At 56.0% G+C, this 26,086-nt stretch carries 21 protein-coding genes and 1 pseudogene; 18 read left to right on the top strand and 4 right to left on the bottom strand.

Going from position 1 to position 26,086, the window contains the following annotated elements:
* Positions 1-5: 5 nt before the first annotated feature.
* The 9 genes and pseudogenes from panC to HMPREF1206_RS00645 all read left to right on the top strand — a co-directional run.
* Positions 6-947 (top strand): annotated as a pseudogene (panC, locus tag HMPREF1206_RS00685) (pantoate--beta-alanine ligase); the annotation flags it as partial.
* Between the two features lie 314 nt (positions 948-1,261).
* Positions 1,262-1,684 carry an aspartate 1-decarboxylase gene (gene panD, locus HMPREF1206_RS00680; protein WP_016421480.1) on the top strand — a complete coding sequence of 141 codons (423 nt, stop codon included), beginning with the start codon at positions 1,262-1,264 and terminating at the stop codon, positions 1,682-1,684.
* 247 nt (positions 1,685-1,931) lie between these two features.
* Positions 1,932-4,109: a PhoX family phosphatase gene (locus tag HMPREF1206_RS00675; RefSeq protein ID WP_016421479.1), complete on the top strand. Its 2,178-nt coding sequence runs from the start codon at positions 1,932-1,934 to the stop codon at positions 4,107-4,109.
* Positions 4,110-4,159: 50 nt separating this feature from the next.
* Complete coding sequence (lysS, locus tag HMPREF1206_RS00670; protein ID WP_016421478.1) at positions 4,160-5,692, top strand: lysine--tRNA ligase; 1,533 nt, start codon at positions 4,160-4,162, stop codon at positions 5,690-5,692.
* A 71-nt stretch (positions 5,693-5,763) separates the two neighbouring features.
* Positions 5,764-7,257, top strand: a complete 1,494-nt coding sequence (locus HMPREF1206_RS00665) for a metallophosphoesterase (RefSeq protein WP_016421477.1) — start codon at positions 5,764-5,766, stop codon at positions 7,255-7,257.
* A 122-nt stretch (positions 7,258-7,379) separates the two neighbouring features.
* A complete protein-coding gene (locus tag HMPREF1206_RS00660; RefSeq protein ID WP_016421476.1) occupies positions 7,380-8,786 on the top strand; it encodes an acyl-CoA dehydrogenase family protein in 1,407 nt (468 codons plus the stop codon).
* 42 nt (positions 8,787-8,828) lie between these two features.
* Positions 8,829-10,040, top strand: coding sequence for an acyl-CoA dehydrogenase family protein (locus tag HMPREF1206_RS00655; protein WP_016421475.1), 1,212 nt, complete (start codon positions 8,829-8,831; stop codon positions 10,038-10,040).
* Between the two features lie 219 nt (positions 10,041-10,259).
* A complete protein-coding gene (locus HMPREF1206_RS00650) occupies positions 10,260-11,717 on the top strand; it encodes a metallophosphoesterase family protein (RefSeq protein WP_016421474.1) in 1,458 nt (485 codons plus the stop codon).
* A 149-nt stretch (positions 11,718-11,866) separates the two neighbouring features.
* Positions 11,867-12,694, top strand: a complete 828-nt coding sequence (locus HMPREF1206_RS00645) for a hypothetical protein (protein WP_016421473.1) — start codon at positions 11,867-11,869, stop codon at positions 12,692-12,694.
* A 112-nt stretch (positions 12,695-12,806) separates the two neighbouring features.
* Here HMPREF1206_RS00645 and HMPREF1206_RS00640 read toward each other — a convergent pair whose 3' ends face one another.
* The gene (locus tag HMPREF1206_RS00640; RefSeq protein ID WP_016421472.1) at positions 12,807-14,525 is read right to left on the bottom strand and encodes an AMP-binding protein; all 1,719 of its coding nucleotides are present in this window, start codon (positions 14,523-14,525) and stop codon (positions 12,807-12,809) included.
* 188 nt (positions 14,526-14,713) lie between these two features.
* Here HMPREF1206_RS00640 and HMPREF1206_RS00635 point away from each other — a divergent pair, with 188 nt between their 5' ends.
* Together HMPREF1206_RS00635 and HMPREF1206_RS00630 are read left to right on the top strand one after the other, a co-directional pair.
* Positions 14,714-14,986, top strand: coding sequence for a hypothetical protein (locus HMPREF1206_RS00635; RefSeq protein ID WP_038626613.1), 273 nt, complete (start codon positions 14,714-14,716; stop codon positions 14,984-14,986).
* A 274-nt stretch (positions 14,987-15,260) separates the two neighbouring features.
* On the top strand, positions 15,261-16,451 hold the full coding sequence (locus HMPREF1206_RS00630) for an IS1249 family transposase (RefSeq protein WP_162838042.1): 1,191 nt from the start codon (positions 15,261-15,263) through the stop codon (positions 16,449-16,451).
* Positions 16,452-16,513: 62 nt separating this feature from the next.
* Here the strand turns inward: HMPREF1206_RS00630 and HMPREF1206_RS00625 are convergent, their stop codons facing one another.
* Both HMPREF1206_RS00625 and HMPREF1206_RS00620 read right to left on the bottom strand, forming a co-directional pair.
* Positions 16,514-17,221, bottom strand: a complete 708-nt coding sequence (locus HMPREF1206_RS00625) for a hypothetical protein (protein ID WP_016421470.1) — start codon at positions 17,219-17,221, stop codon at positions 16,514-16,516.
* Positions 17,222-17,223: 2 nt separating this feature from the next.
* The gene (locus tag HMPREF1206_RS00620) at positions 17,224-17,973 is read right to left on the bottom strand and encodes a hypothetical protein (RefSeq protein ID WP_016421469.1); all 750 of its coding nucleotides are present in this window, start codon (positions 17,971-17,973) and stop codon (positions 17,224-17,226) included.
* Positions 17,974-18,357: 384 nt separating this feature from the next.
* Between HMPREF1206_RS00620 and HMPREF1206_RS00615 the strand changes: the two genes are divergently transcribed.
* The 7 genes from HMPREF1206_RS00615 to HMPREF1206_RS00585 all read left to right on the top strand — a co-directional run bounded on the left by HMPREF1206_RS00615 (position 18,358) and on the right by HMPREF1206_RS00585 (position 25,874).
* Entirely contained in the window at positions 18,358-18,924 is a 567-nt protein-coding gene (locus tag HMPREF1206_RS00615; protein WP_224433512.1) for a hypothetical protein, read from the top strand.
* Positions 18,921-20,222, top strand: a complete 1,302-nt coding sequence (locus tag HMPREF1206_RS00610) for a hypothetical protein (RefSeq protein WP_016421467.1) — start codon at positions 18,921-18,923, stop codon at positions 20,220-20,222. Before HMPREF1206_RS00615 ends, HMPREF1206_RS00610 begins: the two co-directional genes overlap by 4 nt.
* On the top strand, positions 20,209-21,108 hold the full coding sequence (locus tag HMPREF1206_RS00605; RefSeq protein WP_016421466.1) for a hypothetical protein: 900 nt from the start codon (positions 20,209-20,211) through the stop codon (positions 21,106-21,108). The genes HMPREF1206_RS00610 and HMPREF1206_RS00605 overlap by 14 nt, the downstream gene beginning before the upstream one ends.
* A 115-nt stretch (positions 21,109-21,223) precedes the next feature.
* The gene (locus tag HMPREF1206_RS00600) at positions 21,224-22,843 is read left to right on the top strand and encodes an Hsp70 family protein (protein ID WP_016421465.1); all 1,620 of its coding nucleotides are present in this window, start codon (positions 21,224-21,226) and stop codon (positions 22,841-22,843) included.
* The gene (locus HMPREF1206_RS00595) at positions 22,843-23,436 is read left to right on the top strand and encodes a hypothetical protein (RefSeq protein ID WP_016421464.1); all 594 of its coding nucleotides are present in this window, start codon (positions 22,843-22,845) and stop codon (positions 23,434-23,436) included. Before HMPREF1206_RS00600 ends, HMPREF1206_RS00595 begins: the two co-directional genes overlap by 1 nt.
* Positions 23,433-25,028, top strand: coding sequence for a serine/threonine-protein kinase (locus tag HMPREF1206_RS00590; RefSeq protein WP_016421463.1), 1,596 nt, complete (start codon positions 23,433-23,435; stop codon positions 25,026-25,028). The genes HMPREF1206_RS00595 and HMPREF1206_RS00590 overlap by 4 nt, the downstream gene beginning before the upstream one ends.
* A gap of 150 nt (positions 25,029-25,178) precedes the next feature.
* The gene (locus tag HMPREF1206_RS00585; protein WP_224784275.1) at positions 25,179-25,874 is read left to right on the top strand and encodes a hypothetical protein; all 696 of its coding nucleotides are present in this window, start codon (positions 25,179-25,181) and stop codon (positions 25,872-25,874) included.
* Here HMPREF1206_RS00585 and HMPREF1206_RS10850 read toward each other — a convergent pair.
* The gene (locus tag HMPREF1206_RS10850) at positions 25,871-26,065 is read right to left on the bottom strand and encodes a DUF4236 domain-containing protein (RefSeq protein ID WP_016421461.1); all 195 of its coding nucleotides are present in this window, start codon (positions 26,063-26,065) and stop codon (positions 25,871-25,873) included. The genes HMPREF1206_RS00585 and HMPREF1206_RS10850 overlap by 4 nt on opposite strands.
* Positions 26,066-26,086: the final 21 nt, after the last annotated feature.

The following is a 26,086-nucleotide window of genomic DNA, read 5'->3' as shown; positions in this document are numbered from 1 at the left end:
GAAACATGACGGGTTATACCGCCGGAGAGACAACTGTTCACAAGACTATTGCGGGAATCGCGCAGGTCACCCGTGCGTTGCGGAAGACCGGGCGGCCGGTGGTGCTCGTACCTACGATGGGTGCGCTACACCAGGGGCACCTTGAACTAGTACAGGCCGCGAAGACGCTGCCGCGCGCTGTTGTGGTGGTGTCGATTTTCGTCAATCCGCTGCAGTTCGGTGAGGGGGAGGACTTTGACGCCTACCCGCGGACTCTGGAGGAAGACGTTGAGAAGCTCCGCGCTGTCGGTGCTGAGCTGGTCTTTGCGCCGAACGCGAAGGAGATGTACCCCAACGGTTTCCGCACGACGGTGCAGCCGGGGCCGCTGGCTTCGGAGCTCGAAGGTGCTACTCGCCCGGGGCACTTTGCCGGTGCGTTGACGGTGGTCAACAAGCTTTTCAACATCACCAACTGCACTGATGCCGTTTTTGGTGAGAAGGACTACCAGCAGCTGTGCCTGATGCAGCAGATGGTCACTGACCTGAATATGCCGGTGCAGTTGCACGGTGTACCGGTGATTCGCGAGGCCGACGGGTTGGCTATGAGCTCCCGCAACCGCTATCTGTCCGAGGAGCAGCGCAATCTCGCAGTAACCCTGTCCGCTGCGCTGACTGCCGGTGCTTTTGTCGCGGACCGTGGTGCGGATGCTGTGCTGGAAACCGCGCGTGGTGTGCTCGCCAGCCAGCCTGAAGTCGAGTTGGATTACTTGGAGCTGCGTGACGCTGCGCTCGCCCCGCTTTCCGACGAGGCGTTGCGCGGCGACGGCCAGGAGACTGAAGCTCGCCTGCTGGTTGCTGCGAAGGTCGGCACTACTCGTCTCATTGATAATGTTGGCTTGATTCTGGGTGCGCCGCGCCCGGATTCGGTAAACGGTTTCGGGCAGCTCGGGCAGAAGGACGCCGAAATTGCGTCGGCGGCTCTGTCGGCGGCGGGGCTGGACGGCGAATTGACTGAGGAAGAGGCCGCTGAGTTGGCTGAGCTGCAGGAAAAGGTTCGTGCTGCTCGAGATGCTCGTCTGAAAGATGAGTCCAGCAGAGAAACTCTGAAGAACGCTGGCTTTGGCGTTGAGCAGGACAGCGAGTAGGACGGCTTTTAGAAGTAGTTTCTCGTGGCTGGGAAGTTGTCGTATTATAGTGTGCCGACTAATAACCTGCCACGCTAAGGGGTGCCGCGGTAGGCAAGCATCCAGGGGACAAATCCAGGAAGGGACCTACCTTTTTCATGTTTCGCACTATGTTGAAGTCCAAGATTCACCGCGCCACGGTGACTCAGGCTGATCTTCACTACGTTGGATCGTGCACGATTGACGCTGATTTGATGGAAGCGGCCGACCTGCTTGAAGGTGAAGCCGTCGACATCGTCGATATCAATAATGGCAACCGGCTTACTACTTACTGCATTACCGGAGAGCGCGGCTCGGGCATCATTTCCATCAATGGTGCCGCCGCTCGTCTGATATCGCCGGGTGATCTGGTTATTATCATCGGCTACGGAATGATGGATGACGCTGAGGCGCGTACGTACAAGCCGAATGTCATCTTCGTCGATGAGGACAACAAGATTCTGGAAAGTGGCAACGACCCGGCGGATGTGCCGGAGGGTTCTGATTTGAAGAATCCGCGTAGCCCGGAGAACCAGGGCTAGTCCACGTAGCCCGCAGAGCTGGGGCTCGACTGCGTAGTTGGAGAGAAGAGTCGAGCCGGAGAATCACAACACCAGGGTGTTCACTTTGCGTTAAAGCGCAAGTCATTAGACCGTCAGCTAAAGCTCATTGGCGAGTTGATTTTTAGAAACCGAAAGGTAACGCAACGTCCTTAGCTTCTTAGAGGATCTAAAAGTTTTAGTTTTCCATTTCCTCACCTAGTCGAAGCTATACAAAGGCGGTCTCCCCGTGGTTCGTATTGGCAAGAATCTGCTGACAAATCCTTTTGCTACCTCTCGCAGCTCTCTGACCTGCACTTACAAGTGTGGTAATGCTTGTGCTGACGATGCTCCGAACGAGTTCTCGGACAACCAGTACTTCGGTGATGTTGCGAAGGAGGCGTTCTCCCAGCGCGCATTCTCCCGTCGCGCGGCACTGAAGGTCACTGGTGCTAGTGCTCTTGCGGTCGGCGGTGGCGCCGTGCTGGCCGCTTGCTCCTCTGATGATTCGGGCAGCGCCGCAGGTGGCTCCGACGCCTCCGGTACCGCTGCTGCCGGTGACGGTAGCAAGGGCGAATCGCCGGAGGGTATGCGTTTCGACGCCGTCAAGCCGAACACGGAAGACGCAGTCGTTATCCCGGACGGCTACGAGCAGAATGTTCTGATTCGCTGGGGCGACCCAATCCACGAGGGTGGCCCGGAGTTCGACTTTGACAAGCAGACTCCGGAAAACCAGCTGAAGCAGTTCGGCTTCAACAATGACTTCGCTGGCCTGATTAAGGCTGAAGACGGCACACTGCTGTACGTCTGCTCGCACGAGTACACCACCGAGCCGATGATGTTCCGTGCTTACAAGAAAGAAGATGCTACTAAGGAGCAGGTCGACATCGGACTGGCTGCCCACGGCCAGACCATCCTTGCTGTGGAAGAGGATGACAAGGGATTCCTGAAGCCAATTCTCAGCGACAAGCGTAACCGTCGCATTACTGGCTTCACCGAGTTCACAGTCGACGGCCCGGCTGCTGGTCATGATCTGCTGAAGACCAAGGCTGACCCGACCGGTATGAAGGTCGAGGGAACTTTGAACAACTGCTCCGGTGGTGTTACTCCGTGGGGTACCTACCTGTCCGGTGAGGAGAACGTTGACCAGTACTTCGGCAACGTTGGCAAGCTCGACGACGAAGAAGCTGTTAAGAAGCTCAAGCGCTACTCGGTCAAGAATGAAGAGCTGTCCGACCGCGCGTGGGAGAAGTACTACGACCGCTTCGATGTCTCCAAGGAGCCGAACGAGCCGAACCGCTTCTTCTGGCTGGTAGAGATTGACCCATCTGACCCGAACTCCACCCCGGTCAAGCACACCGCACTGGGCCGTTTCAAGCATGAAGCCGGTCAGATCTACGTCACCGACGACGGCACGGTCGTGTGCTACTCCGGCGACGACGAGCGTTTCGAATACATCTACAAGTTCGTCTCCTCCCGCAAAATTAAGGAGGGGGACCTCAAGCACAACATGGGCATTCTGTCCGAGGGCACGCTCTACGTCGGTAAGTTCAACGGTAATTCCGAGTCCGAGATTGACGGCTCCGGTGAGCTGCCGAAGGACGGCCGTTTCGACGGTGACATTGAGTGGCTTCCGCTGATGACCGCCAAGGCAGACGGCAAGCACGAGTCCCACGTTGATGGCATGACCGCCGAAGAGGTTTGCATCTACACCCGCATCGCCGGTGACAAGGTCGGTGCGACCCGTATGGACCGCCCGGAGGATATCGAGCCGTCTCCGAAGACCGGTAAGATCTACGCGGCGCTGACCAACAACAAGTACCGCGGTAAGGCTGGCGCGAAGGACGACAAGGGCAAGGAACGCAAGGATGGTGCAGGGCGCCCGCTTGCCGACGCCGTCGAGGTCGCACCAATCACCGAGAACAAGAATGGCCTTGTTCTGGAGATGGAAGATGACCACGCCGGTACCAAGGGCAAGTGGAACCTTCTGCTGGTCTGTGGTGACCCGAACGAGGCTTACACCTACTTCGGTGGCTTCGACAAGGAATCGGTCTCGCCAATTTCCTGCCCGGACAACGTCGCCTTTGACGAGTACGGCAACCTGTGGGTTTCCACCGACGGCAACGCGCTGGACTCCAACGACGGCCTTTTCGCCGTTGCCGTCGAAGGCGAGCGTCGTGGTGAGACCAAGTGCTTCCTGACTGTTCCGGTTGCTGCAGAGACCTGTGGTCCGCAGATCTTCTCCAACCGCGTGATGGTCAACGTCCAGCACCCGGGCGAAATCGAGACGGATCAGGGTCATCCAGTCGGCGACAACCCGGACCCGACCACCAACCCGACCTCGCACTGGCCGGACGGCGGCAAGGAGCAGCCACGCCCGGCCGTCGTTCAGGTTGTACGCACTGATGGCAAGAAGATTGGCGTCTAAAGGGCACTCAACTAGCAGGTCGGCGGTGTAGTCGGCTAACCTTTATAGCCGTGACTGACGCGAAGAAGACCCCTGAAAACACCGCCACCGTTCCTGAGCAGCTGCGCATTCGCCGCGAGAAGCGTGACCGCCTGCTCGAGGCTGGAATTCAGCCGTACCCGGTTGAGGTTCCCCGTACTCACTCTCTCAAGGATGTCCGTGAAGAGTGGGGCCACCTCGAGGCTGGCGAGGAGACTCAGGATGTCGTGACCGTCATTGGTCGTGTCATGTTTATTCGTAACACCGGCAAGCTCTGCTTTGCCGCTCTGCAGGAGGGTGACGGCACGACCCTGCAGGCCATGCTTTCCAAGGCTGAGGTCGGCGAGGACGCCCTGGCTGCTTGGAAGTCGGACGTAGATATGGGCGACTTCGTCCTCATTACTGGCCGCGTAATTTCTTCGCGCCGCGGCGAGTTGTCTGTGATGGCTACCGAGTGGCAGATGGCCTCGAAGGCTCTGCGTCCGCTGCCGGTGTCGTTCGCTGATCTGTCCGAGGACAGCCGCGTGCGTCACCGCTACACGGACCTGATTATGCGTGAGCAGGCTCGTACTAACGCACTGACTCGCATCAAGGTCATCCGCGAGCTGCGCCACGCACTTGAGCGTCGCGGTTTCCTCGAGGTCGAAACCCCGATGCTGCAGACTCTGCACGGCGGTGCAGCTGCACGTCCGTTCGTGACTCATTCCAACGCTTTGGACATCGATCTCTACCTGCGTATCGCGCCGGAGCTTTTCCTCAAGCGCTGCGTCGTCGGCGGTATGGAGCGAGTCTTTGAGATCAACCGTAACTTCCGCAACGAGGGTATCGACTCCTCGCACAGCCCGGAGTTCGCGATGCTGGAGTACTACGAGGCATTCGGCACCTACGATGACTCCGCCCGCACCGTCCGCGAGGTCATTCAGGAAATCTGCGTCGCGGTCTTCGGTTCGACGACTGTTACGCTTGCCGACGGTACGGAGTTCGACTTTGGCGGCGAGTGGAAGCAGATTGAGATGTACCCGTCGCTGAACGAGGCACTTGCTCGCAAGTTCCCTGGTCAGCCGGAAGTCACTATTGACTCGACCGTCGAGGAGCTCAAGGCAATCGCCGATGTGATTGGCCTTGAGGTTCCGGAGAAGGGCGGCTGGGGCCACGGCAAGCTGGTTGAGGAAATCTGGGAGCTGCTCTGTGAAGACCAGCTCGACGGTCCTATCTTTGTCCGCGACTTCCCGGTCGAGACCTCTCCGCTGACTCGTCAGCACCGCTCCAAGCCTGGCGTGACCGAGAAGTGGGATCTTTACGTCCGTGGCTTCGAGCTGGCTACCGGCTACTCCGAGCTGGTTGACCCGGTTGTCCAGCGTGAGCGCTTTGAGGATCAGGCGCGACTGGCCGCTGGCGGCGACGACGAGGCCATGGTTCTGGATGAGGACTTCCTGCACGCAATGGAGCAGGGCATGCCGCCGACGACCGGTGTGGGCATGGGCATTGACCGCCTGCTGATGGCCCTGACCGGCCTTGGCATTCGCGAAACCGTGCTGTTCCCGATCGTGAAGCCGGAAGCGTAAGCGACTGAATTCATGTGTAGTTATCCCGGTGTTATCACCGGGATTATTTTTATCCCGTAATTTCTTCACCCGTGAATTCGGTAAATGGGAATAAGAAAATTGATCGGCGATCCGTATTGCGCTTGGGAGCAGTAGCGGGTGCGGGGGCTGTAGCGGTTGCCGTCAATAGCGTCGGGACGCGAGCAGTTGCATCGGCGGCCCCGAACCAGTCGCCGTTTCCATTCACCGGGTTGACCAGCGGCCTTGTTGTGACGGACCTGGAAGTCGTGACCGTGACCGATACGTCGGTGACATTTTCGTGGGCGACGTATGCAGGCCCACATCCAGCGTGGGGGAAGCTGGCTCCACTGGCGCCGGCCGACACTGAAGTTGCGCTAGTGCCAGTCGATGCCGATGAGGGCGGCGAGCTACCCGTGGTACATAAGGACGAGACGCAGGTTGGCTACCACTTTGTGACCGTCGATAAGCTGCGCCCTGGAACCACGTACCGTTTCGAATGTCGATCGAATGGACTGGTCGCCGAGCCGGGATTAATTACCCGAAACCTCCCCAATGCACCCGAGCAAACTGGACAGTTCACGACGTTGGTCGCTCCGGAAGGGGAGTACCTGACCACGATTGCCATCCTTAATGACGCGCATATTGGCGAAAATGGGCACGGTATTATCACCGGCGATTTCCCCGCTCCTATCTTTTCTGAACCGGGTGCCGCGCCGTATCCCGAGGTCATGCTGACGGCTGCGCTCGCCGAGCTGCGGGGGATGGGGATTGAAAAGGTTTTCGTCAACGGTGATGCCACGTCGGAAGCACGTCCGGCGGAGGTGCGTCGATTTGCCGAGATTATGAATACTTTTGGTGCTCAGGAGCGGCAGTGGTTTGTCACCCGCGGCAATCATGATCGTCCGCATAAGCCGGATGCCGATCCATCTGCTGGCTACGACGAATTCCCGGTTTTGGAGGGTACCGAGAATCATCGCGATCCCTTCGGTGTTCTCCTGGGGCGTCCGCGGCAGGAACTGTGGGTCACTCAGCAGGGGCCGGTCCGTGTCATAGGGCTGGATTCATCGAAGTTGGATGAGTCCGGCGGCGAAATTAGCCCGGAACAGTTCGATGCACTGGAGCGGGAATTGCAGCGTGACCCCAGTAAGCCGACAGTTGTGCTGGCTCATCATCCAATTACCTCCGAGGCTGGTTGGACACATGCTGCCGGGCCCACCTTCATTCTCAACAGCGCTGATGCACGACGCTTGCAGCAGATGCTTAACGACGCTCCGGGTGTATTCTTCGCGGGGGCAGGTCACACCCACCGTGCAAAGCGTACTCGCGGTGATGTTGGGGCCGGCGTTGATTATTTGGAGACCGGCGCGTGCAAAGCATACCCCGGTGGCTACACACTGCTGCATGTCTACTCCGGTGGCTACCAGGTTAACTTTCACCGTTTGAGCAGCGAAGATGCGCTTGCGTGGACTGCGCGTGCCCGTTGGGCGATGTACGGTTTCGAGCCCGAGGCTCTGCTTGGTGAGCTCTCTGATCGCAACTACGTTGTTAACCGCGTTATCGCCTGACAAGTTAGAAGCCTGAAAGTTTTCTGTTACTTGGCAATGTTTTTTCAATTCTTGTGACAACGGTCACGTGATTGTTTTATTGTTATGCCAGTAATAGTTCTGACTCGAAAGGCCATGATCACATGAGCGAGAAGAAGAACCGCGAAGATTCGACTGTCGGCCGCAATAACCCTGGTCGCGACGCTATCGGAGCGGCAATGCGGTTCATCACGTCGATTACTGGTTCGGACTTCGCCCAGAAGTACGACCTTCAGCCAAAGATCGACCGCGTGGTGTACCAGTCCACCAAGTCCGGTTTTAAGACCCTTGGTGCCGCGAACCGTCAGTTTAAGAAGATTTCCGGTTCCGGTAAGCCGGAGCGTCCGGCTGAGGAAGCCCAGGCTGCACAGGAGGCCGCAGCCGAGGAGAAGGCAAAGAAGCTCTTCGACCTCACCCCGACCGAGGATCAGCAGATGATCGTCGAGACGGTTAAGGAATTCGCTGAGTCTCGTCTGCGCGAGGTTGCTTATAAGTCCGACCACGAGGCAACTCCGCCGGAGAACCTCGTCTCTGAGGCTTCTGAGCTGGGCGTCACTATGATCAACGTCCCGGAGGCTTTCGAGGGCATCGCTACCGGCGAGGACGTCACCACCAACGCGCTGGTCGCGGAGGCTCTGTCCTACGGTGACATGGGTCTGGCTCTGGCAGTGCTGGCTCCGGCCGGTGTCGCTGCCACCCTGACCGCTCACGGCTCCGACTCGCAGCAGAAGACCTACCTGCCGGCATTCGCTGGCGAGAACGTCCCGGCTGCCGCTGTTGTGCTCGCAGAGCCGCGCCCGCTTTTCGACGCACGCAAGCCTGAAACCACCGCAAAGCGCGAGGGCGATTCGCTGGTCCTCAACGGTGTTAAGTCCTTCGTTCCGAACGCCGGCGCAGCTGAGCTGTTCATCATCGGTGTTGAGCTCGAGGGTAAGCCGGCTCTGGTTATCGTTGAGTCCGACACTGAGGGGCTCCACGTTGAGGCTGACCCGTCCATGGGTCTGCGCGGTGCCGCAATGGGGCGCGTCATCCTGAAGGACGTCAAGGTTCCGGCTGAGAACATTCTCGGCGGCGCTAGCACCTCGGCTGCAGATCGTGAAGAGGCATACCTCGACATTCTGCGTCGTTCCCGCCTCGGCTGGGCAGCTCTTGCAATGGGTACTTCTCAGGCAGTTCTCGACTACGTCATTCCTTACGTCAACGAGCGTCAGGCATTCGGCGAGCCGATTTCCCACCGCCAGGCAGTGGCCTTCATGGTCGCCGACATCAAGATTGAGCTCGATGGTCTCCGCATGATCACCCTCCGCGGTGCTTCCCGCGCTGACCAGGGTCGCGGCTTCGCTCGCGAGGCAGCTCTGGCTAAGACCTTCGCCACTGAAAAGGGTATGAAGATTGGTTCCGACGGTGTGCAGCTGCTCGGCGGACACGGCTTCACCAAGGAGCACCCGGTTGAGCGTTGGTACCGTGACCTCCGCGCAATTGGTGTCGCCGAAGGCATCGTCGTTCTGTAAACCGCTAGATACTTCAGCCGAAAAGAATTAAGAGGAAAGAAAATGATTAACCTCGAACTGCCGAAGTTCCTCAAGGCGGGCGCGTCCCAGTCGCATCAGGCCGCCGCTGAGATCTTCCGACCGATTTCCCGTAAGTACGATCTCGCTGAGCACGAGTACCCGAAGGAACTCGACACCCTTGCCTCCATGATGGACGGCATGGCAGATGGTGGCCGTGGCTTCTCCGGTGCTTCTGGTGGACGTGGCGACGATAAGAAGCCGAAGCGCACCGGTGTAAAGAACGGTGGCAACATGGCTTCGCTGCTCAACGTTATTGAGACCTGCTGGGGTGACGTGGGTCTGACCCTGTCTCTGCCGTACCAGGGTCTGGGTAACGCAGCCATCGCAGCTGTTGCTACTGATGAGCAGCTGGAGGCTTTCGGTAAGACCTGGGCTTCCATGGCAATTACCGAGCCGTCCTTTGGTTCTGACTCCTCCGCAGTTTCCACCACCGCCAAGCTCGATGGTGATGAGTACGTCATCAACGGTGAGAAGATCTTCGTCACTGCTGGTGAGCGTTCCGACTCCGTCGTTGTGTGGGCGACCCTGGACAAGTCCAAGGGCCGTGCTGCCATCAAATCCTTCCTGGTGAAGAAGGGCACTCCGGGCTTCACCGTGGAGCGTCTGGAAGAGAAGCTGGGTATTCGTTCCTCGGATACTGCAGTGCTCCGCCTGGACAACGTCCGCGTTCCGAAGGAGAACCTGCTGGGTTCCCCGGACATTGATGTTAAGAAGTCCTTCGCCGGCGCAATGGCGACCTTCGACAACACTCGTCCGCTGGTTGCGGGTATGGCCATCGGTGTCTCCCGTGCTTCGCTGGAAGAGCTGCGTCGCATCCTGGAAGAGGCTGGCATCGAGATTGACTACGATGCACCGGCACACACCCAGAGCGCTGCTGCAGCTGAGTACCTGAAGCTGGAGTCCGATTGGGAGGCTGCATACCTCCTGGCTCTGCGCGCTGCGTGGATGGCTGACAACAAGCAGCCGAACACTCTGGAAGCTTCCGAGTGTAAGGCCAAGGCCGGCCGTGCAGGCACCGAGATTTGCCTCCGTGCCGTTCAGCTGGCAGGTACCTTCGGTTACTCTGAGCGTAACCTGCTGGAGAAGTGGTCCCGCGACGTCAAGATCCTGGACATCTTCGAAGGTACCCAGCAGATTCAGCAGCTGGTCGTTGCTCGCCGCACCCTGGGCCTGTCCTCCAAGGAACTGAAGTAGTTACAGTTTCAGAGCAATCTACATACTGGTGAGCCGGTAAAAGCTCACAAAGATGCTCAAGCCACATTTTCCTAAAACACCGTCCTGCCATGACTTGGTAGGCGGTGTTTTATTTTGCGCTGTTTTGGCCGTGTGTCTCTTGTCGTTGCGTTCCTATTTTTCTGAGATTAGAGGGAGAGTTCATCTAATTTTCATCTTTAGGTTCTAGGCTTATTTGCCATGAGCATTTCCCGCCGGGCCTACCTCTCTGTTGCAACTCTTGCTGCAAGTTCAATGGCCGTCGCGAAAACCTCGGGAGCGTACGGCCTTGAGTACGTCACGTCGGGTCTGGGGCTTACCCAGTCGGATTCCAAGTCGTGGCAGGTACTGGCTAGCGACTTGGAGGTCATCACTGTCACAGACACGTCAGTGGCATTTACATGGGCAACATATGCTCCGGGAGTGCAGACAGCGTATGGCTTCATTAAGCCGACCGTTCCTTCGGATGAGCGGGTGCTGCTTGGTCCTGCGGATTCAACGCAGTTAGAGCTCGTGCACGAGGGGTACTCAGAGTCGGGCTACCACCATGTGGTCATTGACGGGTTGGAGCCGGGACGGGAGTACCGCTTTGAGTGCTGGTCACACAACTGTCGCGCGGTTCCGTCGCTGAATATCACCATGAGCAAGACGGCGCCGGAGAAGACAGGCGTCGTAAGTACTCTGCCAGCGTTGGCGGGTGCACATTTGGCGACGTTCGCGCTGACGAATGACACACACATTGGTAAGCCCAATCATGACGGCATTCGCATTGGCAACCTCGGTCTTTCCTCCGATCCGGGAGAGCAGCCTTTCGCCTCTATGCAATTGCAGGGTCTGGTGGACACGGTAAAGGCTGCCGGGTTAGACACTCTCGTCGTCAATGGCGATTGCACGGATAGCAACCGTCCTGAGGAGTATGACGAGCTCATCAGGGTTTTGGATACTTTCGGTGAGTTTGGGAAAAACTGGTTTGTCACCCGTGGTAATCACGATGTGCACCCGCCCGGACTGCCCAATATCAATGGTTTCCGGGGACGCGGAATCCGCAAGGGCAAGACCGCGGTTCCAGATTACTTCAGCCAGCGTCTTGTGCCGACGCAGCAGCACTGGTCGACTCGCGTCGGCGAAGTGCGTCTCATCGGTGTTGATACTGCCGAATTTGGTTATGCAGGTGGGCGTATTAATGAGCGCCAGATGCGTGCATTGCGTGCTGAACTAGCAGAGGATCCAGAGCGTCCGACAATTTTGTTTGCGCACCACCCGTTTACTCAGGATGCGGTGCGTTCGCATTTCGGTGGTGAGGCATTCATGGTCGAGGCTCAGCAGGCCAAGATTTTCCAGGAGATCCTGGCTGCCACGCCGGGTGCCAAAGGTGTGTTCGCTGGTCATACGCACCGCAGCCGTCGTGGTATCGCTGACTATGGGGATACGGACTTCTGTGAGCGGGGTGCTGCACTTGGCTATCCGGGTGGATACACGCAGATTCGAGTCCACACTGACGGTTACCAGATCAGCTACCACCGCACCACAACACCGCAGTCGCTGGCCTGGTCAACGAAGACTCGTTGGTCGATGTTCGGGTTGGAGCCAGAGTTTATGCTGGGAAAGATCTCCGATCGGAACTACGTCAATTTCTTCAAGAACAAAGTGCCGCTCTGAGCTAGTGCTAGCTTCTAGCAGGGTACGCTGGGCAACGCATAGTGTTAATGGAAAATACGTAGTGGCAAGTTCCGCTGTGGGCGAAGTCGCAAGCCGCCACGTTATTGGCCGAGTACAAGTGTGGCTCTGAAGTAATAAGGAATTTAGCGATGACCGACCAGTACAACCCGCGTTCGTCCTCCCCGCAGGATTGGGAGCAGGACGGTTATGCAACATCTGCCTGGGAGCAGCCGCAGGGTGGGGCTCAAGGCCAGTACCAGCCTCAGTACCAGTACCAGTCGCAGGGGCCGAACCAGGGAGGTTCACCCCAGCAATATCCGGCTTATCAGCAGGCTCCGGTACCTGAGCAGAAGAGCAACAACGGTCTGTACGTGGTTTTGGGCATCGTCGGTGTCGCACTTGCAGCGGTCGCCGGTATCGGTGGCGCGTACTACCTGAATAATTCCTCCGATCATTCCCCGCAGTCTCCCGATACGGTTGCGGCAGGGGACTCGTCGTCAAGCACTGCGTCCCCGGCGCCGGTGGAGACGTACACGGAAACCTATACCCAGACCGTCGAGCCGGAAACGACGAAGCAGCCGGAGAGCAGCGCTCCTACCACTACGCAGCGGGGAAATTTTGGTCTTCGCGCGTTCGGTATGAATCGCGATGATATCGATGCCAAAGGTTGGGTTGGCAGTACCGCCCGCTGCTCGGGTGGGTATTACGCGCGTGTGTTGGCGGAGACGTCGTCGGGCAAGGCTGTGATTTGCGAGAATTCCAATAACCGCCAGCAGCGCCATTACATCGGTGACTTCGGTGAGATTTCGGATAGTCCGGATGCATACACAGTAGATAGTTTCTCCGGGAACCGTGCTGTCGCAAAGAATGGTGGCTACACGTATACCGTCACTCCAAATGCGGTAACCGTGACCCAGGACGGCGAAGAAATTTTCCGTGAACCCGTCACGGACTACGGTGTTTTGAACGCAGGCTAATCAGCACTGGTTCTTTCTAGGACACGCAAAAAGGACGCGGTAACTTCCACACTGGAAGTTTGTACCGCGTCCTTTTCGTGTCTGCCGTTCGCTTTACGACGGTCCCCGCGCCCTAAGCAGCCTTCTCCTCGGCGGCATTCTCCCACGGCTTCGGCAGGTGGCGAGGAACCACCTTGCCGACTGCGTTGCGTGGCAGTTCATCGAGGAACACGGTCTCGCGCGGAACAGCGAAGCGGCTGAGGCGCTGCTTGACGTATGTGCGAATCTGCTCATTGGTCAGGGCGCGGCCCTCAGGGGAATCGTCGCGGACAACCCAGGCGACCAGGGCCTGGCCGAAGCGCTCATCCGGAACGCCTGCGACTGCGCACTCGCGGATACCCTCGAGCTGGCTGAGTGCATCTTCGGTCTGACGTGGGAAGACATTCTCACCGCCGGAGACAATCATGTCGTCCTCGCGGCCGGAGATGTAGAGCAGGCCATTTTCCATTCGACCCAAGTCACCGGTACAGACCATGCCGTCAATGACCTGCTTGTCCGCACCCGGGCGGGTGTAGCCCTCGTACAACATGTTGTTGCCCACGAAGATCCGACCGGTCTCGCCGTCGGCGACGCGGTTGCCGTCTTCATCGAGAATCTGGACACGAGTGCCCAGCGGTGCGCGACCTGCCGTGGTCGGATTTGCCTTGAGCTCATCCGGGGTAGCAATGGTTGCCCAGCTGACCTCGGTGGAGCCGTACTGGTTGTAGAGAACCGGTCCGAAGCGCTCGAGGGTCTTGGTGACAATTCCCTCCGGAATGGCCGAACCACAGGATGCGATGACCTTCAGCGATGTCGCACCGATGTCGTAGTTGTCTGGGAGAATCTCAATCATGCGCTGCAGCATGGTCGGCACCAGGAAGATGGTGTGCGGAGAGTGCTGTTCGATAATGCGGAGGCTGTCGGCTGGATCGAACTTGCGGCGCATAATCATGGTGGAACGCAGTGCGATGCACAGCTGTGCGGTTGCGAAGCCCCAAGTGTGGAACAGCGGAGCCGCAAGGTAAGCCGGGCGACGCTGACGCAGTGGAATGCGACTCATGATGGAAGATGCCGGCATCCAGCTGCGCGGCTCCGGACGCTTGGCTCCCTTTGGAGTGCCGGTGGTTCCGGAGGTCAGAATAATAACGCGGCCACGGCGCGGACGGCTTGGCAGCTCGGCGGTCGGCCACTTTGCCGGCGGTGCAGTCTTCAGCATCTCCTGCATGGAGGTCCAGCCCTCGCGAACACAGGAGGTATCACCGTAGTTTTCAAACCACGACACTGCGACCGGGCACTCATCGAAGTCCTCCGGCAGCATGTGAGTGAATTCCTCATCAATGAACAGGAAGTCAATCTTCTGCTCGCGAATTACAGCTAGAGTCTGCTCGGCAGCGGCGCCAGTATTGAGCAGCACCAGGTCGGTGCCGAGGCGACCGTGGGCGCACAGAGCCATAATGAAACCGCGGTGGTTGCGAGCCAGCACGCCGATGCGGTTACGCTGCTGAATATCACCGTGGCGGAGTGCTCGCGCCAGGGCAGTGGAGCGCTCGTGCAGTTCCTCGTAGGTCAGCGAGCCGCCGTCATCAATAATCGCGGTGTGGTGCGGATCGCGGCCGGCTGCAATGCCGAGGAGACCAGCTGGCAGGAAGTCCCAGCGGTAGATGGAATTTAATGCCTTACCAGCCGCGCCGGGTCCCATCGAGCCGAGGACACCAGCTTGCGTCACCGGTGCGAGACCGAGAACGAGGTCCGAGGTAGCTCGCGAAGCTTTGCGCACCTTATTGAGAATCGAGGTCTGTGGATCAGATGTCATAGTCACTCATCTTCCGTGGTTCATGTCCTGTGGTCTTCGGAGAGGCCTAATCAGGCGAAACCTCATCGGTAGGACCGCCGATTTAGTTTCTTTTACAGTAAGAATAAGTGTCCTAGGTCACTTTTGTGGAGCTTTTTGCAAAATTTTTTATCAGAAACGAATGATTGTGAAGATATGAGGCGTGACCAGTGAAGATGGTCAAGTATCAGTTCTCTTTCGCAGCTCAATGGGTGCTGACCTTAGCCGGGGAGGGTTCTGGTTTGGAGCTGATTCTTTTGGGGAAAGCTCCTGAAACGTGTTCTAATCCAGCTGCGCCCTCGACTCGGTGGCGAAGGGCGAACCTATCCGATACGACTCCAGTCCAGACCACTACGGTGACGTCGACTGAGGAGCTGGACGATGATCGCGATGACGTTGATGACACGGATGATGATCGTGACGATGACCGTGTGAACAATTAGTCTTCTAATCGGCGCCGTAGATTTTGTGAATTATCGGCCCCACGTAACCCATGAACCCCAGCTCACTAGTGAGCTGGGGTTCATGGGCGTTTATGGCAGGGACGCTATTTATGGGTTAAGTAGCAAAAAGTGTGTCTGACTTTCAGCATTACTGCTGATTAGGCTGGGTAAATCGGGCGGATATAAGCATCAAGACCTTATATCCGCCCGATTAGTGTTCAATCCACCGGAATGGCACCCGCATGTGCTAATCGGGGGTTGGTGTGCTTTCCGGGTGAGTAAAAACAGACCACGATGCCCGATATGCGCTGGGCAAATGAAGAAAAACGGAACCACTTCTAAAGGCACAACCAGGTGGCGATGCAAGGACCCGAACTGCGGCAGTTCCACGACACGAACCCGCACCGACCGCACGCAGACCCGCGACTTTAAAGCCTTCGTCTCTTATGCCACCTCCACAGCAACGTTGTCTGAACTCGCCCAGCAACAAGGGGTAAGCCGTTGGACACTTGACCGCCGATTCAAACCGTTCTGGCTCATCGACATCCCCAACGACGGTGACCCACAGCGCATCTACGACCAGATCTTCATCGACGGTACCTACACCGCCGCCGGATGCTTGCTCGTCGCAGCCAGCCACGACCACGTCATCGCATGGCACTGGACCAAACACGAAACCGCCCACGCCTACACGCAGCTACTCCGCAAAATCGCTGAGCCGCTCTGCGTCGTCCTCGACGGCGGACAAGGCGCACTTACTGCGATTAAAGCCTGCTGGCCGAACGCGATAATCCAACGATGCCTCGTCCATGCGCAACGCGTCATCCGCCGCTACACCACATCACGACCACGCACCGACGCCGGCAAAGCCATCTACGCCCTGGCGTTGAAACTGACCCGTATCACCACACTCGACCAGGCACGGGAGTGGACGCTGCGTCTGCACGACTTCGGACAGGTATTCAAAGCATTCCTCAACGAGAAAACGCCCGTGTCAAAAGAGCGCCGCACACTCAACAACCAGTGGGAATGGACCCATCTGCGAGTTCGCAAGGCATACAACTCCCTGCTGCACCTCTCACGGAAAGGATGGCTGTTTACCTACCTGCAGCCACCACCGAATGCGCTTGAGCCTCAACGCTGGGCTTCAACGACAAACAGTCTGGAAGGCGGCATCAACGCCGGGCTCAAACGCATCGCCGACGCGCATCGCGGCAGGTCCGGGGAACGCCAACGAAAAATGCTCGAGTGGTACCTGCACTCGAAAACGCAACTGCCTGACGACCCATTAAAGATCGCCAGGCAGTGCAATTTCGGCCAAGATCAACTCGCCAAAGTCAACGATCTTGTCGAAGAAGACCACAACAAAGCCGACCATGAAACAGGCCGACCAGCCTTCTACGACAACGCTATCCCAACCGAGTACGAACACTCGATAGGAATCAGAAAAGGCCCCATGAAGTAACAAACGGTGTGCCCGCCCCGCAACACGCCGAGCGGACACACTTTTTGCTACTTAACCCCTATTTATTGTTCTTCAGTGTCCTGTTTCTTATTGAGCTCAGCGGCATTACTGACCTTTTCGGCAATATCTGTGGCCTTTTCCTCTGCGTCGGCCCATGGCCCAGAGTCAGAGACCCACACATTGAGCCGAAGATAATCATCATTGTGGATGATTGATTTTAAGTAGCCGTCGGTTAATTTCCCTGTCTTGTCGTCACTACTTTCTCCGCTAACTAGAATGATGATCTCCCCGTCGGGGTTTTCGAACTCGTACGAGCAGCCAACGCCTAGGGAGCCCCAACTAGTCTGTTGCGCCCCTGTTTCTGCGGGCATGTAGTCGCGAGCATCGCAGACGTTCAGCCAGTCGAGCGCCTTTTTGTAGTTATAAGCGGCTGCGGCAGCTTGGTCGGACTTGAGGCTCTCGCGATGAGTTTTCGAGTTCTTGTCCTCCAGCTCATCAATCTTTGTTTGCAGCTCGCTTTCCCGCTCCTCTGCCTGCTGTTGCAACGAGTAAATCTCTTCATTCGCGCTTGCAAGTTCGGACTCAGCATTCTTACCGCCCATGGCAAAACCTGCCGCGCCGGCAACAATCACTCCGACTGCGCCAAGGATGAGCGGCAACGTCAATGGCTTACTCTTTCCGGACTTAGTGCCGAAAGCTCTCTCCGACACTTTCTCGGAAGTGCCCGACTGGTTGCTATTCCACGGATCGATGGGTTCGTGAGTGCTCATTTTTATCCGACTACCTTTACTTTCTGTGCAATTGTGATGGGTTCGAATCCCGGTTGCTGGGCTGTCACAGCAACGATGTATTCACCGGGTCCTGTAAACGTTGCGTAGGCCTTCTCCCCAAACCGGCGAACGATTTGGCAAGGAGTATGTTGTCCAGTCACACCTGCGCTGGCACTTGCAGTCGGCTTGCCTTCGGCATCGTAGACCTCCACCTTGTTTTCGCAGGTTTCAGTTCCTCCGGTCTGGCTGAAATTCCACAGCAACCTGACGTTTGCTTCGCCATCAACCAGGGGATAGGTCAACAGGCTATTGGCCCCCTCGAAAGGAAACGTGATCCGAGCAGTGTCGAAGCCGCCCAATTCTTTTTGGTGAGCAGTTGCGTCAATCTTGACGTTTTGGCGCTTGGCGCTGCCAGGCTCCATGCCGCCAATTTTGGTCAGCTCCATCGAGCTGTTCAGCGTTACTACACCAGAGTCATCGTCCGAATCCGAAAGTTCGCTGTTGGGAGAATTCTTATCCTGCGAACTGTTGGCATATTCCTGTTCTGGATCTTCCGACTCGGTCGAACTCTCAGTCGAGCTAGGGGTCTCGGATTGTGCATCAGAAGCAGGGGACGTTTCTGTAACTGTCACCACTGCGGGGGACTCCGGGGCAGCGTTGTTAGTGGGCATACCTGAGCAGCCAATCAGGGTCAGGGCAGTCGCGGCGGCTGCCGCAGCCAAAACGTGCTTTGAATGAAACTGGGATGACATGGGCGTTAAAAACCTCCGAGTTAAGCGCCGAATAAGCGTTTTCTTCATCTGCTTGACGACGCTATAGCGGAGGCCTCAGAAGCGGTACGGGAGTTCTCCCGGTGACTTTCACTACCCGTGCAGGTTTAACTAAATCCTGTCGGGTTCAGCGAATTAATCGTTGGACAAAGGATTGAGGGAAAGAACCGTTTAATGAACCTCCAACAGCTGAAAGATGTGGCCAAAAGCTACTTCTCAAAAACCACAGATATTGTGAAGGGTGTTCCAGATCGTACTAAAGGTTGGCGCGGTGATTTGGAGGATCAAGGAATTATTCCAAACCGTGTTGGTGTAGATCAAGAAGGTCGTATCATTCCGCCATTTTTTGTTTGGTGGGCACCCTGGATGTTTCGAGTCGTACTCATTATCGCCGGATTCATAATTGGCGGAATTTTGGAATCCATCAATAGTGGACCATATCCAGATACGGCGATGTTGATTCCATTCGCCATGGGGTTTGCGATGTGGTTCTTGCGAAATCAGACTAGTTGGATTCCCGGCCTCATTATCACGGTGCTGGCAGTCACCGCAGCATCGCTTATGTCTAAAAGCGTCCTTATTTCGCTCGAAGCATTAATCCTTTTCGCTCTCGTAGTCCTAGTGGAATACATCTACGCTCGCGCCGCATTCGACTACAACACTGCCGCGGCGTTTGAAGAGATGAAGCAGGCGCTTTCCACGTACGGCACTGCCTATGAGCTTGAAGAACGAGAGGACACCAACGTCAACGGAGAGACTCTGACAACTGTCTCCGCGCTTGATTCGGGACGCCCTGCTCGGGCAATGATTCGACTGTTGCCGGAGCATGTAGACCCCGGATGGCTTATCGCAGTAGATCCCGCCAGGCGGTTTATGACAGGCCTATCTCCAGAACAGCGTGTTCGCATCAGTGAGATTCAGGAGCAGATGTGAGTCTGAATCCCGCAGTTCGAGACAACCTAGCTGAAAACTTATTTTCACCAGGCGCAGTGCCAACGGGCGCCAAGTTAGCTCAGCTGATTGCTGACATTCCCATGGGCGGAGATGCCTCTTCCTCGGATTTTTGGGAAGCGCGTGTCCGTTTAATTCGAGACCTGTTGTTCTTCGGTAAGCAGTCCCAGCGCGCACTGGACATTATCGATGAGCTGCACACCGAAGATTTTGTCGACGCAGTGCGAAAGAAGTTCGGTGTTTCTTTTCGACTTGTTCTCAAACGAGTACAGCGTCCTCAGTACTTCTTCACTGATGTGCAGATGAAGGCAGTTAAAGAGGGGTTCTTGAAGCCGTATGCAAAGGGCAGCGGAAAAGCGATTACCGAGCACGGGCTTGAAGAGTTCTTCGATCGGATATTGGTTCCAACGTCTAACCGCATGGAGCTCCGTGAATACGTCGACGTTGAAGATAGCCAGGAAATTGAGACTGATCCGACGAACAACGCGGAGAAACGAGTCTGGGCGGCCTTTGATGAGGCCAGTAGTGCAAATACCGACATTCGGTCGATTGCAGACGTCATTGCGAGCGGTTTTCGTGAACAGTCCGAAGGCTTTATTGACGGCAAGCCAATCGATAGCGACATGCTGAAGAGTGCAACTAAATCCATCGGTGCGAACTTTCGTACCGGTTCGCCAGAGGCTGAAACCCGCACCGGTTTTATTCGAAGGTTGCAAGCAGTCGATGATCCAGCGGATTTAGTGACTCGACATACTTTCGGTCTGCTTAACGACGGAACGTCGCTGGACCCAATGAGACTTCGTAAAGAATTGCAAATTGCTGAGGGAGCCTACTGTTCTAGTTCCGATTCAACAATTGAGAATCGCGTTCTTCAAAACGTCAATCCTGACGATGTCCTGAAGGCTGATACCGGAAGGGGAAAATCGGATTTTAAGACGCCCCATGCCGGTGAAGGGGATGCGATTGCCAAGGAGTTATTACGATTTCTTTCTCCATTTGTTGTGCTCGGTTTAATAGTGCAGTTCATGCAGGAGGGTAATGGATTTATTGCTGTACCGGTTCTGGCTATTTTTGTCGGTATCTTGTGGGCGTTGGTAAAGAAGCGAGTGGCAAAACGATGGATTGCTGTTTTTGGAATCGTATATTTCATTGCCATGGGGGTTATAAATGATAATTTCTATGAATTAGGATGGGTTCTATTTTCTATATTTATCATTACATTTGTGTCGATTGCCTATCTATTCGCTAAGGGGAAGGAATATAAAAATGGGGTTCTTTAATAACAAAAAGGATGAAAATAAAAGGTCGGTTAAACATTCAGACGGTCGTGCTGATGAGTATCAGGAACGAGATCCTAAGTATCCGGAGGTTGACTTCGGTGGAGCGCATAATTTCGCCCCGCTGCCGAATTTTGATGAGTCCTTCGGCCCCCGGGGCACGGTCGACAATGGTGATACCACAGGTCAGGAGCCGGTCGAGTATTCCGGAGATCCAAAACTAGACACCGACGAAGCTGCATGGTCCAAGGTTGAGAACGTCGAATTTGACGGTGTTGAATTTGGTGGTGCCGAGTTTGGCCATGATGAAGACACCGCGGAAGGAGTTCCAGCCCAGCAGGATTTTCCTCCCGCGACAGTGGAAGAGCTCCCAGAAACGGATGCTGAAAGTACCGCAGGTGTTGCGGCCGGGAACGTCGTAAAGCAGTTGGATTTGATTCAAACACGGCTGGACACAATGAACGCAGTATTGCGCTCTCAAAGTGAAGAGTTGGAAGCGCTGACTGATCGTCGTTGGTACGCCCAGTTGATGCCGCTGGCGGAAAAGTTGGCGGCCATCCATGACGGGATTTGCGCTGACCTTTCGCGGCTCGAAGAAACTACCGAAACTGATGGCAGTGACCTGTATTCGACCCTGGATTTCCTGCAGGACTCGATCGCAGATGCGCTTCAGTCCATGGGAGTGGCAATTACAGAGGCGAAGGTGGGCGATGCCTTTGATTCTTCAATTCACCGTCGTACCAAATTCGCGGATTCGGATAACCCCGCGCTGCACCGCACGCTGGCGCCATCACGACGAATCTCGCACTACTACACCTTCACCAGTTCTACCAGTCCAATTGTGGTGGCCAAGGCGCCGGTCACGGTGTACCGGCACAGCGGCAACTAGGCCAAAACTCGAGTCTGAACAGAGCACAGCTCGAGTCCGGCCAGCACACAACTAGAGCGCTGACACGGCAAAAGAAGTCAAGAATCCAACAGATTTCAGAATAAGGAGAAAAATCATGGCTGAACGTATTTACGGCATCGATCTGGGCACATCCAATAGCGCAATTTCCTACGTGGACTCACTGGGTGTTCCTGTCATTCAAGAAAACCTCGACGGAGATCTGTCGACACCAAGTGTGGTGTGGTTTGAATCGAAGGCCAATACCGTTGTCGGAAAGCTGGCACGTGAAGAGAAGCTCTTCAGCCCCAATGACGTCATCGAGCTGGTGAAGCGGAGCATCGGCACCGATAAGAAATGGAATTTCAGCGGGAAGGCGTATACCCCGGAGGAGATTTCTTCATTGATTTTGCGCTCGTTGGTTCCAGACGAAGCAGCTGACGACGAGATTTCGGCAGTTATTACTGTGCCGGCATATTTTGGTGCGAAGGAGCGCGAGGCAACTCGCAACGCAGGGCAGATTGCTAATTTCAATGTGTTGGAGCTGGTAGCAGAACCGGTTGCTGCGGCCCTCTACTACGACTCCAAGCAGCCTCTAAAGGACAAGACCTTGCTGGTGTATGACCTCGGAGGCGGTACATTCGATGCCACGATTGTGCAGGGGATTGACAACACCTTCCGGGTTATTGCCACCGACGGTGATGCTCGACTGGGCGGTGCTGACTGGGATAAGGCGCTTGGTGAATTTATCCTGGATAAATTCATTGAGCAGACTGGTGACGAGGAGGCGGAAAACGATGAGACCTTCGTCGCTAAGTTGCATGAGCAGACGGTGAACTGTAAAGAGGCGCTGAGTAATGCGGAAAGCGCCACTGTGCGACTTGCCAGTGACTCTGGTTCCCGCGCCAAGATTGCCGTTACCCGCGAAGACTTGGAGCGTGTCACGGCGCCATTGCTCGAGCAGACGGAGATTCCTTTGACCCGTGTATTGGAGACGGCAAAGGAAAAGGAGCCGGGACTGACAATTGATGAGGTCATCCTGGTGGGTGGATCTTCGCGAATGACCGCCGTAACCAAACTGGTGGAGCGTCTGACGGGTAAGAAGCCACTGTTGGTTGAGCCTGATCTAGCCGTTGCTAAGGGTGCTGCCCTTGCTGCGATGATCAGCAAGCTCGGGGGAGTGGTTAATGCTGAGTCCAGCCCTGCTGTCCAACAGCAGTCAATTGCGCAGATCGCGGCTGAGACAGGGATTGACGCCGGGCAGCTAGCCGCGCTGTCGGAGAAGAAGGTGGCAAATGTATTGCCAAAGTCGATTGGCATTCGAGTTGTCGATCATCTGAACAACCCGTACATCGACTATCTGGTCAACCAGAATGACATGATTCCCCTGTCTGAGCCGGTGGTCCGGGAGTATTCGACCGTAGCTGATGGCCAAGAGGAAGTAGATTTGACGCTGTATCAGCAGGCCAGTGACGTTCCATCCGAAGATGTCGCTCTCAATGACATCATTAGTGGATCGGAATCTATGCTGACAGGTATCCCGCCGTTGCCCAAGGGTCAGCCAATTCAGGTTAAGTTCTTTGTAGCAGCAGACGGCATGATTACCGTGGAAGGCACTCACGTTCCATCGGGTCGCTCAATCGAATCCCACGTGCGCATTGGTGTGATGAATGAGGAAGAGATTTCGGCTGCTCGCACGACGATGATGAAGGTTTCTGTCAGCCAAGGAGATAACTGATGACCGACGATCGCACTCTAATCCCGGGCGTCGATGACATTGACAGCGGTGCAAATTCCGATACTGATGGTCGAAATCGGAAGATTCTGCTGTTCGTGCTCGCCATTCTGGTTGTCGTCATCCTGGCAATGGTGGTCTGGATCCTAAATTTCCGCTCTAACCAGCAGGATAACGCCGACGGGTTGTTTGAAACCACTGAAAGCACCGAAGTGGAAGTCTCGCCGTCCTACTATGTGGGCGATGATCAGGAACCAACCTCGACTACAATCGCACCGCCTGCCGACGATCGGTTCGTAGACCCAGAGGTCTTAGCGTCGACCGTTGATCCGACGTGCCCGATGCTGCAGAGTGCCTGGTCAAACCAGGGCTCCGATATGGACTGTGAAGCATATTACGAGGTAGTGCGGGCGCTCAGTAAACAGCGGCAAGAGCAAGGAACACTGCCAAAGCAGACGACAATCGAGATTGAGTATGACGGTCAGCCACTGACGATGGAATGCCAAGAAGTTTCGCCTAATTATGATTGCCGCTCTGAGTCTGGGATTCAGATTATGGTGGGTAATCTCGATGGGTCTGGGCAACGGAACCGATGACTAATCTTCCCCAGGTAGGCGATATTTTTGAGGGCTACGAGGTTGAAGCTCTCATCGGTGCCGGCAATATGGGGACTGTTTTTCGAGTACGAAATCCCAAGCTGGGCCGAAACGAAGCACTGAAAATCGTCCCACTGCCGGAAGAGGCCAGTGCTTCTAAGCGAATGGAGGCACTGTTCCAGAACGAGGTTTCTATCGCAGCCACTGTTCACGTTCCCAACGTTGTGACCGTGTTCGATGGCGGGCGAGCCGGGAACCTGCTTTGGTTCACCATGACTCTTATTAGCGGTAATTCGTTGGGCGCTGAACTGGCCGAATATCCGCCGCGCACTTTCGATAAGAGCGAGGTCATGTCGATTGGTGTGGAGATTGCTACCGCGCTAGATCGGCTAGCAAAGCACGAACCAGCGGTGATTCATGGTGATGTAAAACCATCAAATATCGTCGTAGAGCGAGATTCGTCGGGGCTTGTGTTAAGCGCGACGCTTGTGGATTTCGGTGTATCAACCGCCACTGAAATCGACAGTGTTGGCGTGACCAATCGTGTTGCCGGCTCATTGCCCTACATGGCGCCAGAGATCTTCACTAAGGGTTGCATTAGTGCAGCTAGTGACGAGTATGCGTTTGCGTGCACGATATTCGAGCTGTTGCAGGGATATAAGGCATTTCCAGCTACTGACGCGGCCAGTGCGCGGCAATTGCACTGCGGTAAGCGACCGGTTACCAACCTCGGTGCGGTAGTTGATTCGGTCTTCGCCAAGGCGTTGGCGGTTGACGCCGATGAACGCTACGAATCCTGCAATGCGTTTATTAGCGATCTCATTGCTGCGCTAAATGGTGGTGCCGTCGAGGTTCGCAATCCGAAGAACCGGAAGAAAGCCCTTGCAGCGTTCTCCGTAGTGGCATGTCTAGGCCTTATTGGTGGTGGCATTGTTGTTGCCGAACGTAGCGGCATTGGAGATGGCGGTCTCTTTAGTGCCAAGCACTTGGCACAGCCAGTAGCTATCGGAGGTTCTGCGGAACCGATGCGACTTCGCGCTCCCGATTTGGCGAAGGGGCCTCGGATTCCGGTGGGTGACCGATGGACCCTTACGTCGTTAAGCGACGTCCCCATCGGTGAGAAGAGCTGGCAGGGGATTCAGCGGATGGGAACATTCAACGGTGCTGCATATCACGCGACGCAGTTTGCTTCGGCAGATGAATTCTTGCTGCCATTTCGCCACGGTATTGATGAGAAGAAGCCGATTGCAGAGGCTGAAAATGACAAATGGCGGGGTGAAATTCTGGATGCCGTGAGCAAGAACCGGTCAGTGGCTGAACCAGCTGGCTCTGAAGTGGTGAAACTGCGAATGGAGCCCGATGGTCGCCGGCTGGATGTCCTACAAACGTCAGGCTCATTTCAAGCTGTGAACAGCGAAGGTTCCGAGGCAACACGGCCGATTAATTACTGCTTGGTTCAGCCGGCGGAAAGTTCTGCGCCATCCAGTCCCGAAGTGCTTCGTCCGGTATTTGTCGTTTTGAGTGAAGGCGATCCTTGTCCTGCTGCCTATGACACGGTGGCGGCGTGGGCAATGCAAACCACGACGAATTAAGAGATAACGCCGAGATTATTTGTTATATTTCGGATTATTATCCTGAATGCCAGTCACTTCAGCCGTCGTTGGGCGATTCCGCAGGAGCATTGGGCAAGGTGCCTAACTCACGGTTGGTGGCTGGTGGTGCGAGAGAAAGGCCTGGTCAACGTGACATCGCTCCCAACACTTGTGGTTGATAATTTGTGTGGGGATGCGATTGTTGCCAATCCGAGTGAGGGATTGACCATCGGGCGTGACGCCGACCTCAAAGTGGGCGAAGATAACCGCTACATGCACCGCATAGCAATGTATGTGTATGCGGAATCCGGAATGTGGTTTTTGCTCAATAACTGCGAGCACGTGACTGCAATGGTGCACATTCCGGAGGTGTCGCGGTCATTCCGGCTGGCTCCGCAACAGCGTTTTGATCTGAGCTACCCGGAGTATTTCATCCGCTTTTCCGTCAAGGATGACCAGTACGAAATTCAGATTAAACAGGATATTGAGCACGCCGATGCAAAGGTCGTGCTGCCAACTGACGGGACTGAAACCATCTCGGTTGGGGAGCTGCCGGAGCGCCAGCGTGCTCTAATCGCCGCATATGCGGAGGACTATCTGCGCGGCCGAATCGACACCATTATGGTTTCGTGCACCGATGCCGAGGCCGGCCGAAAGCTGGGAGGCAAGACTGCAAAGGCAGTCGAGCATTACCGCACCGCACTTTTTGAATCCGCTTTGAGCAAGGGGCTGGTCTCAAGCAAGGAGTGGCAACGGGTTAATCAAAAGAGCCGTCTGCAGCTGGTAGTTGTCGCTGCAATCGAAGCACGATTGGTCACTGCAGACGACTTGAAACTGCTCGCTTAACGACGGTACTTGCGATAAGTCAATCCCTTAATTGGCGTGTTCACAGTGGTGGTTCGGCCGCCACGGGCATTCTTCGTCCACCGAACGGGCCCCATGCGATAGGAATATCCGAGGCCAGAACGCGATAGCGTAACCCGGGAGTTGCGGGTGGGGCGGAAGGTCTTTCGGAAGCTGAATAGTTTGAAAGCCATTGATATGAGTCCATTCTCGGT

The organism is Corynebacterium sp. HFH0082 (assembly GCF_000411235.1).
Taxonomy (GTDB): domain Bacteria; phylum Actinomycetota; class Actinomycetes; order Mycobacteriales; family Mycobacteriaceae; genus Corynebacterium; species Corynebacterium jeikeium_D.
This window is presented reverse-complemented; position numbering and strand designations above follow the sequence as displayed.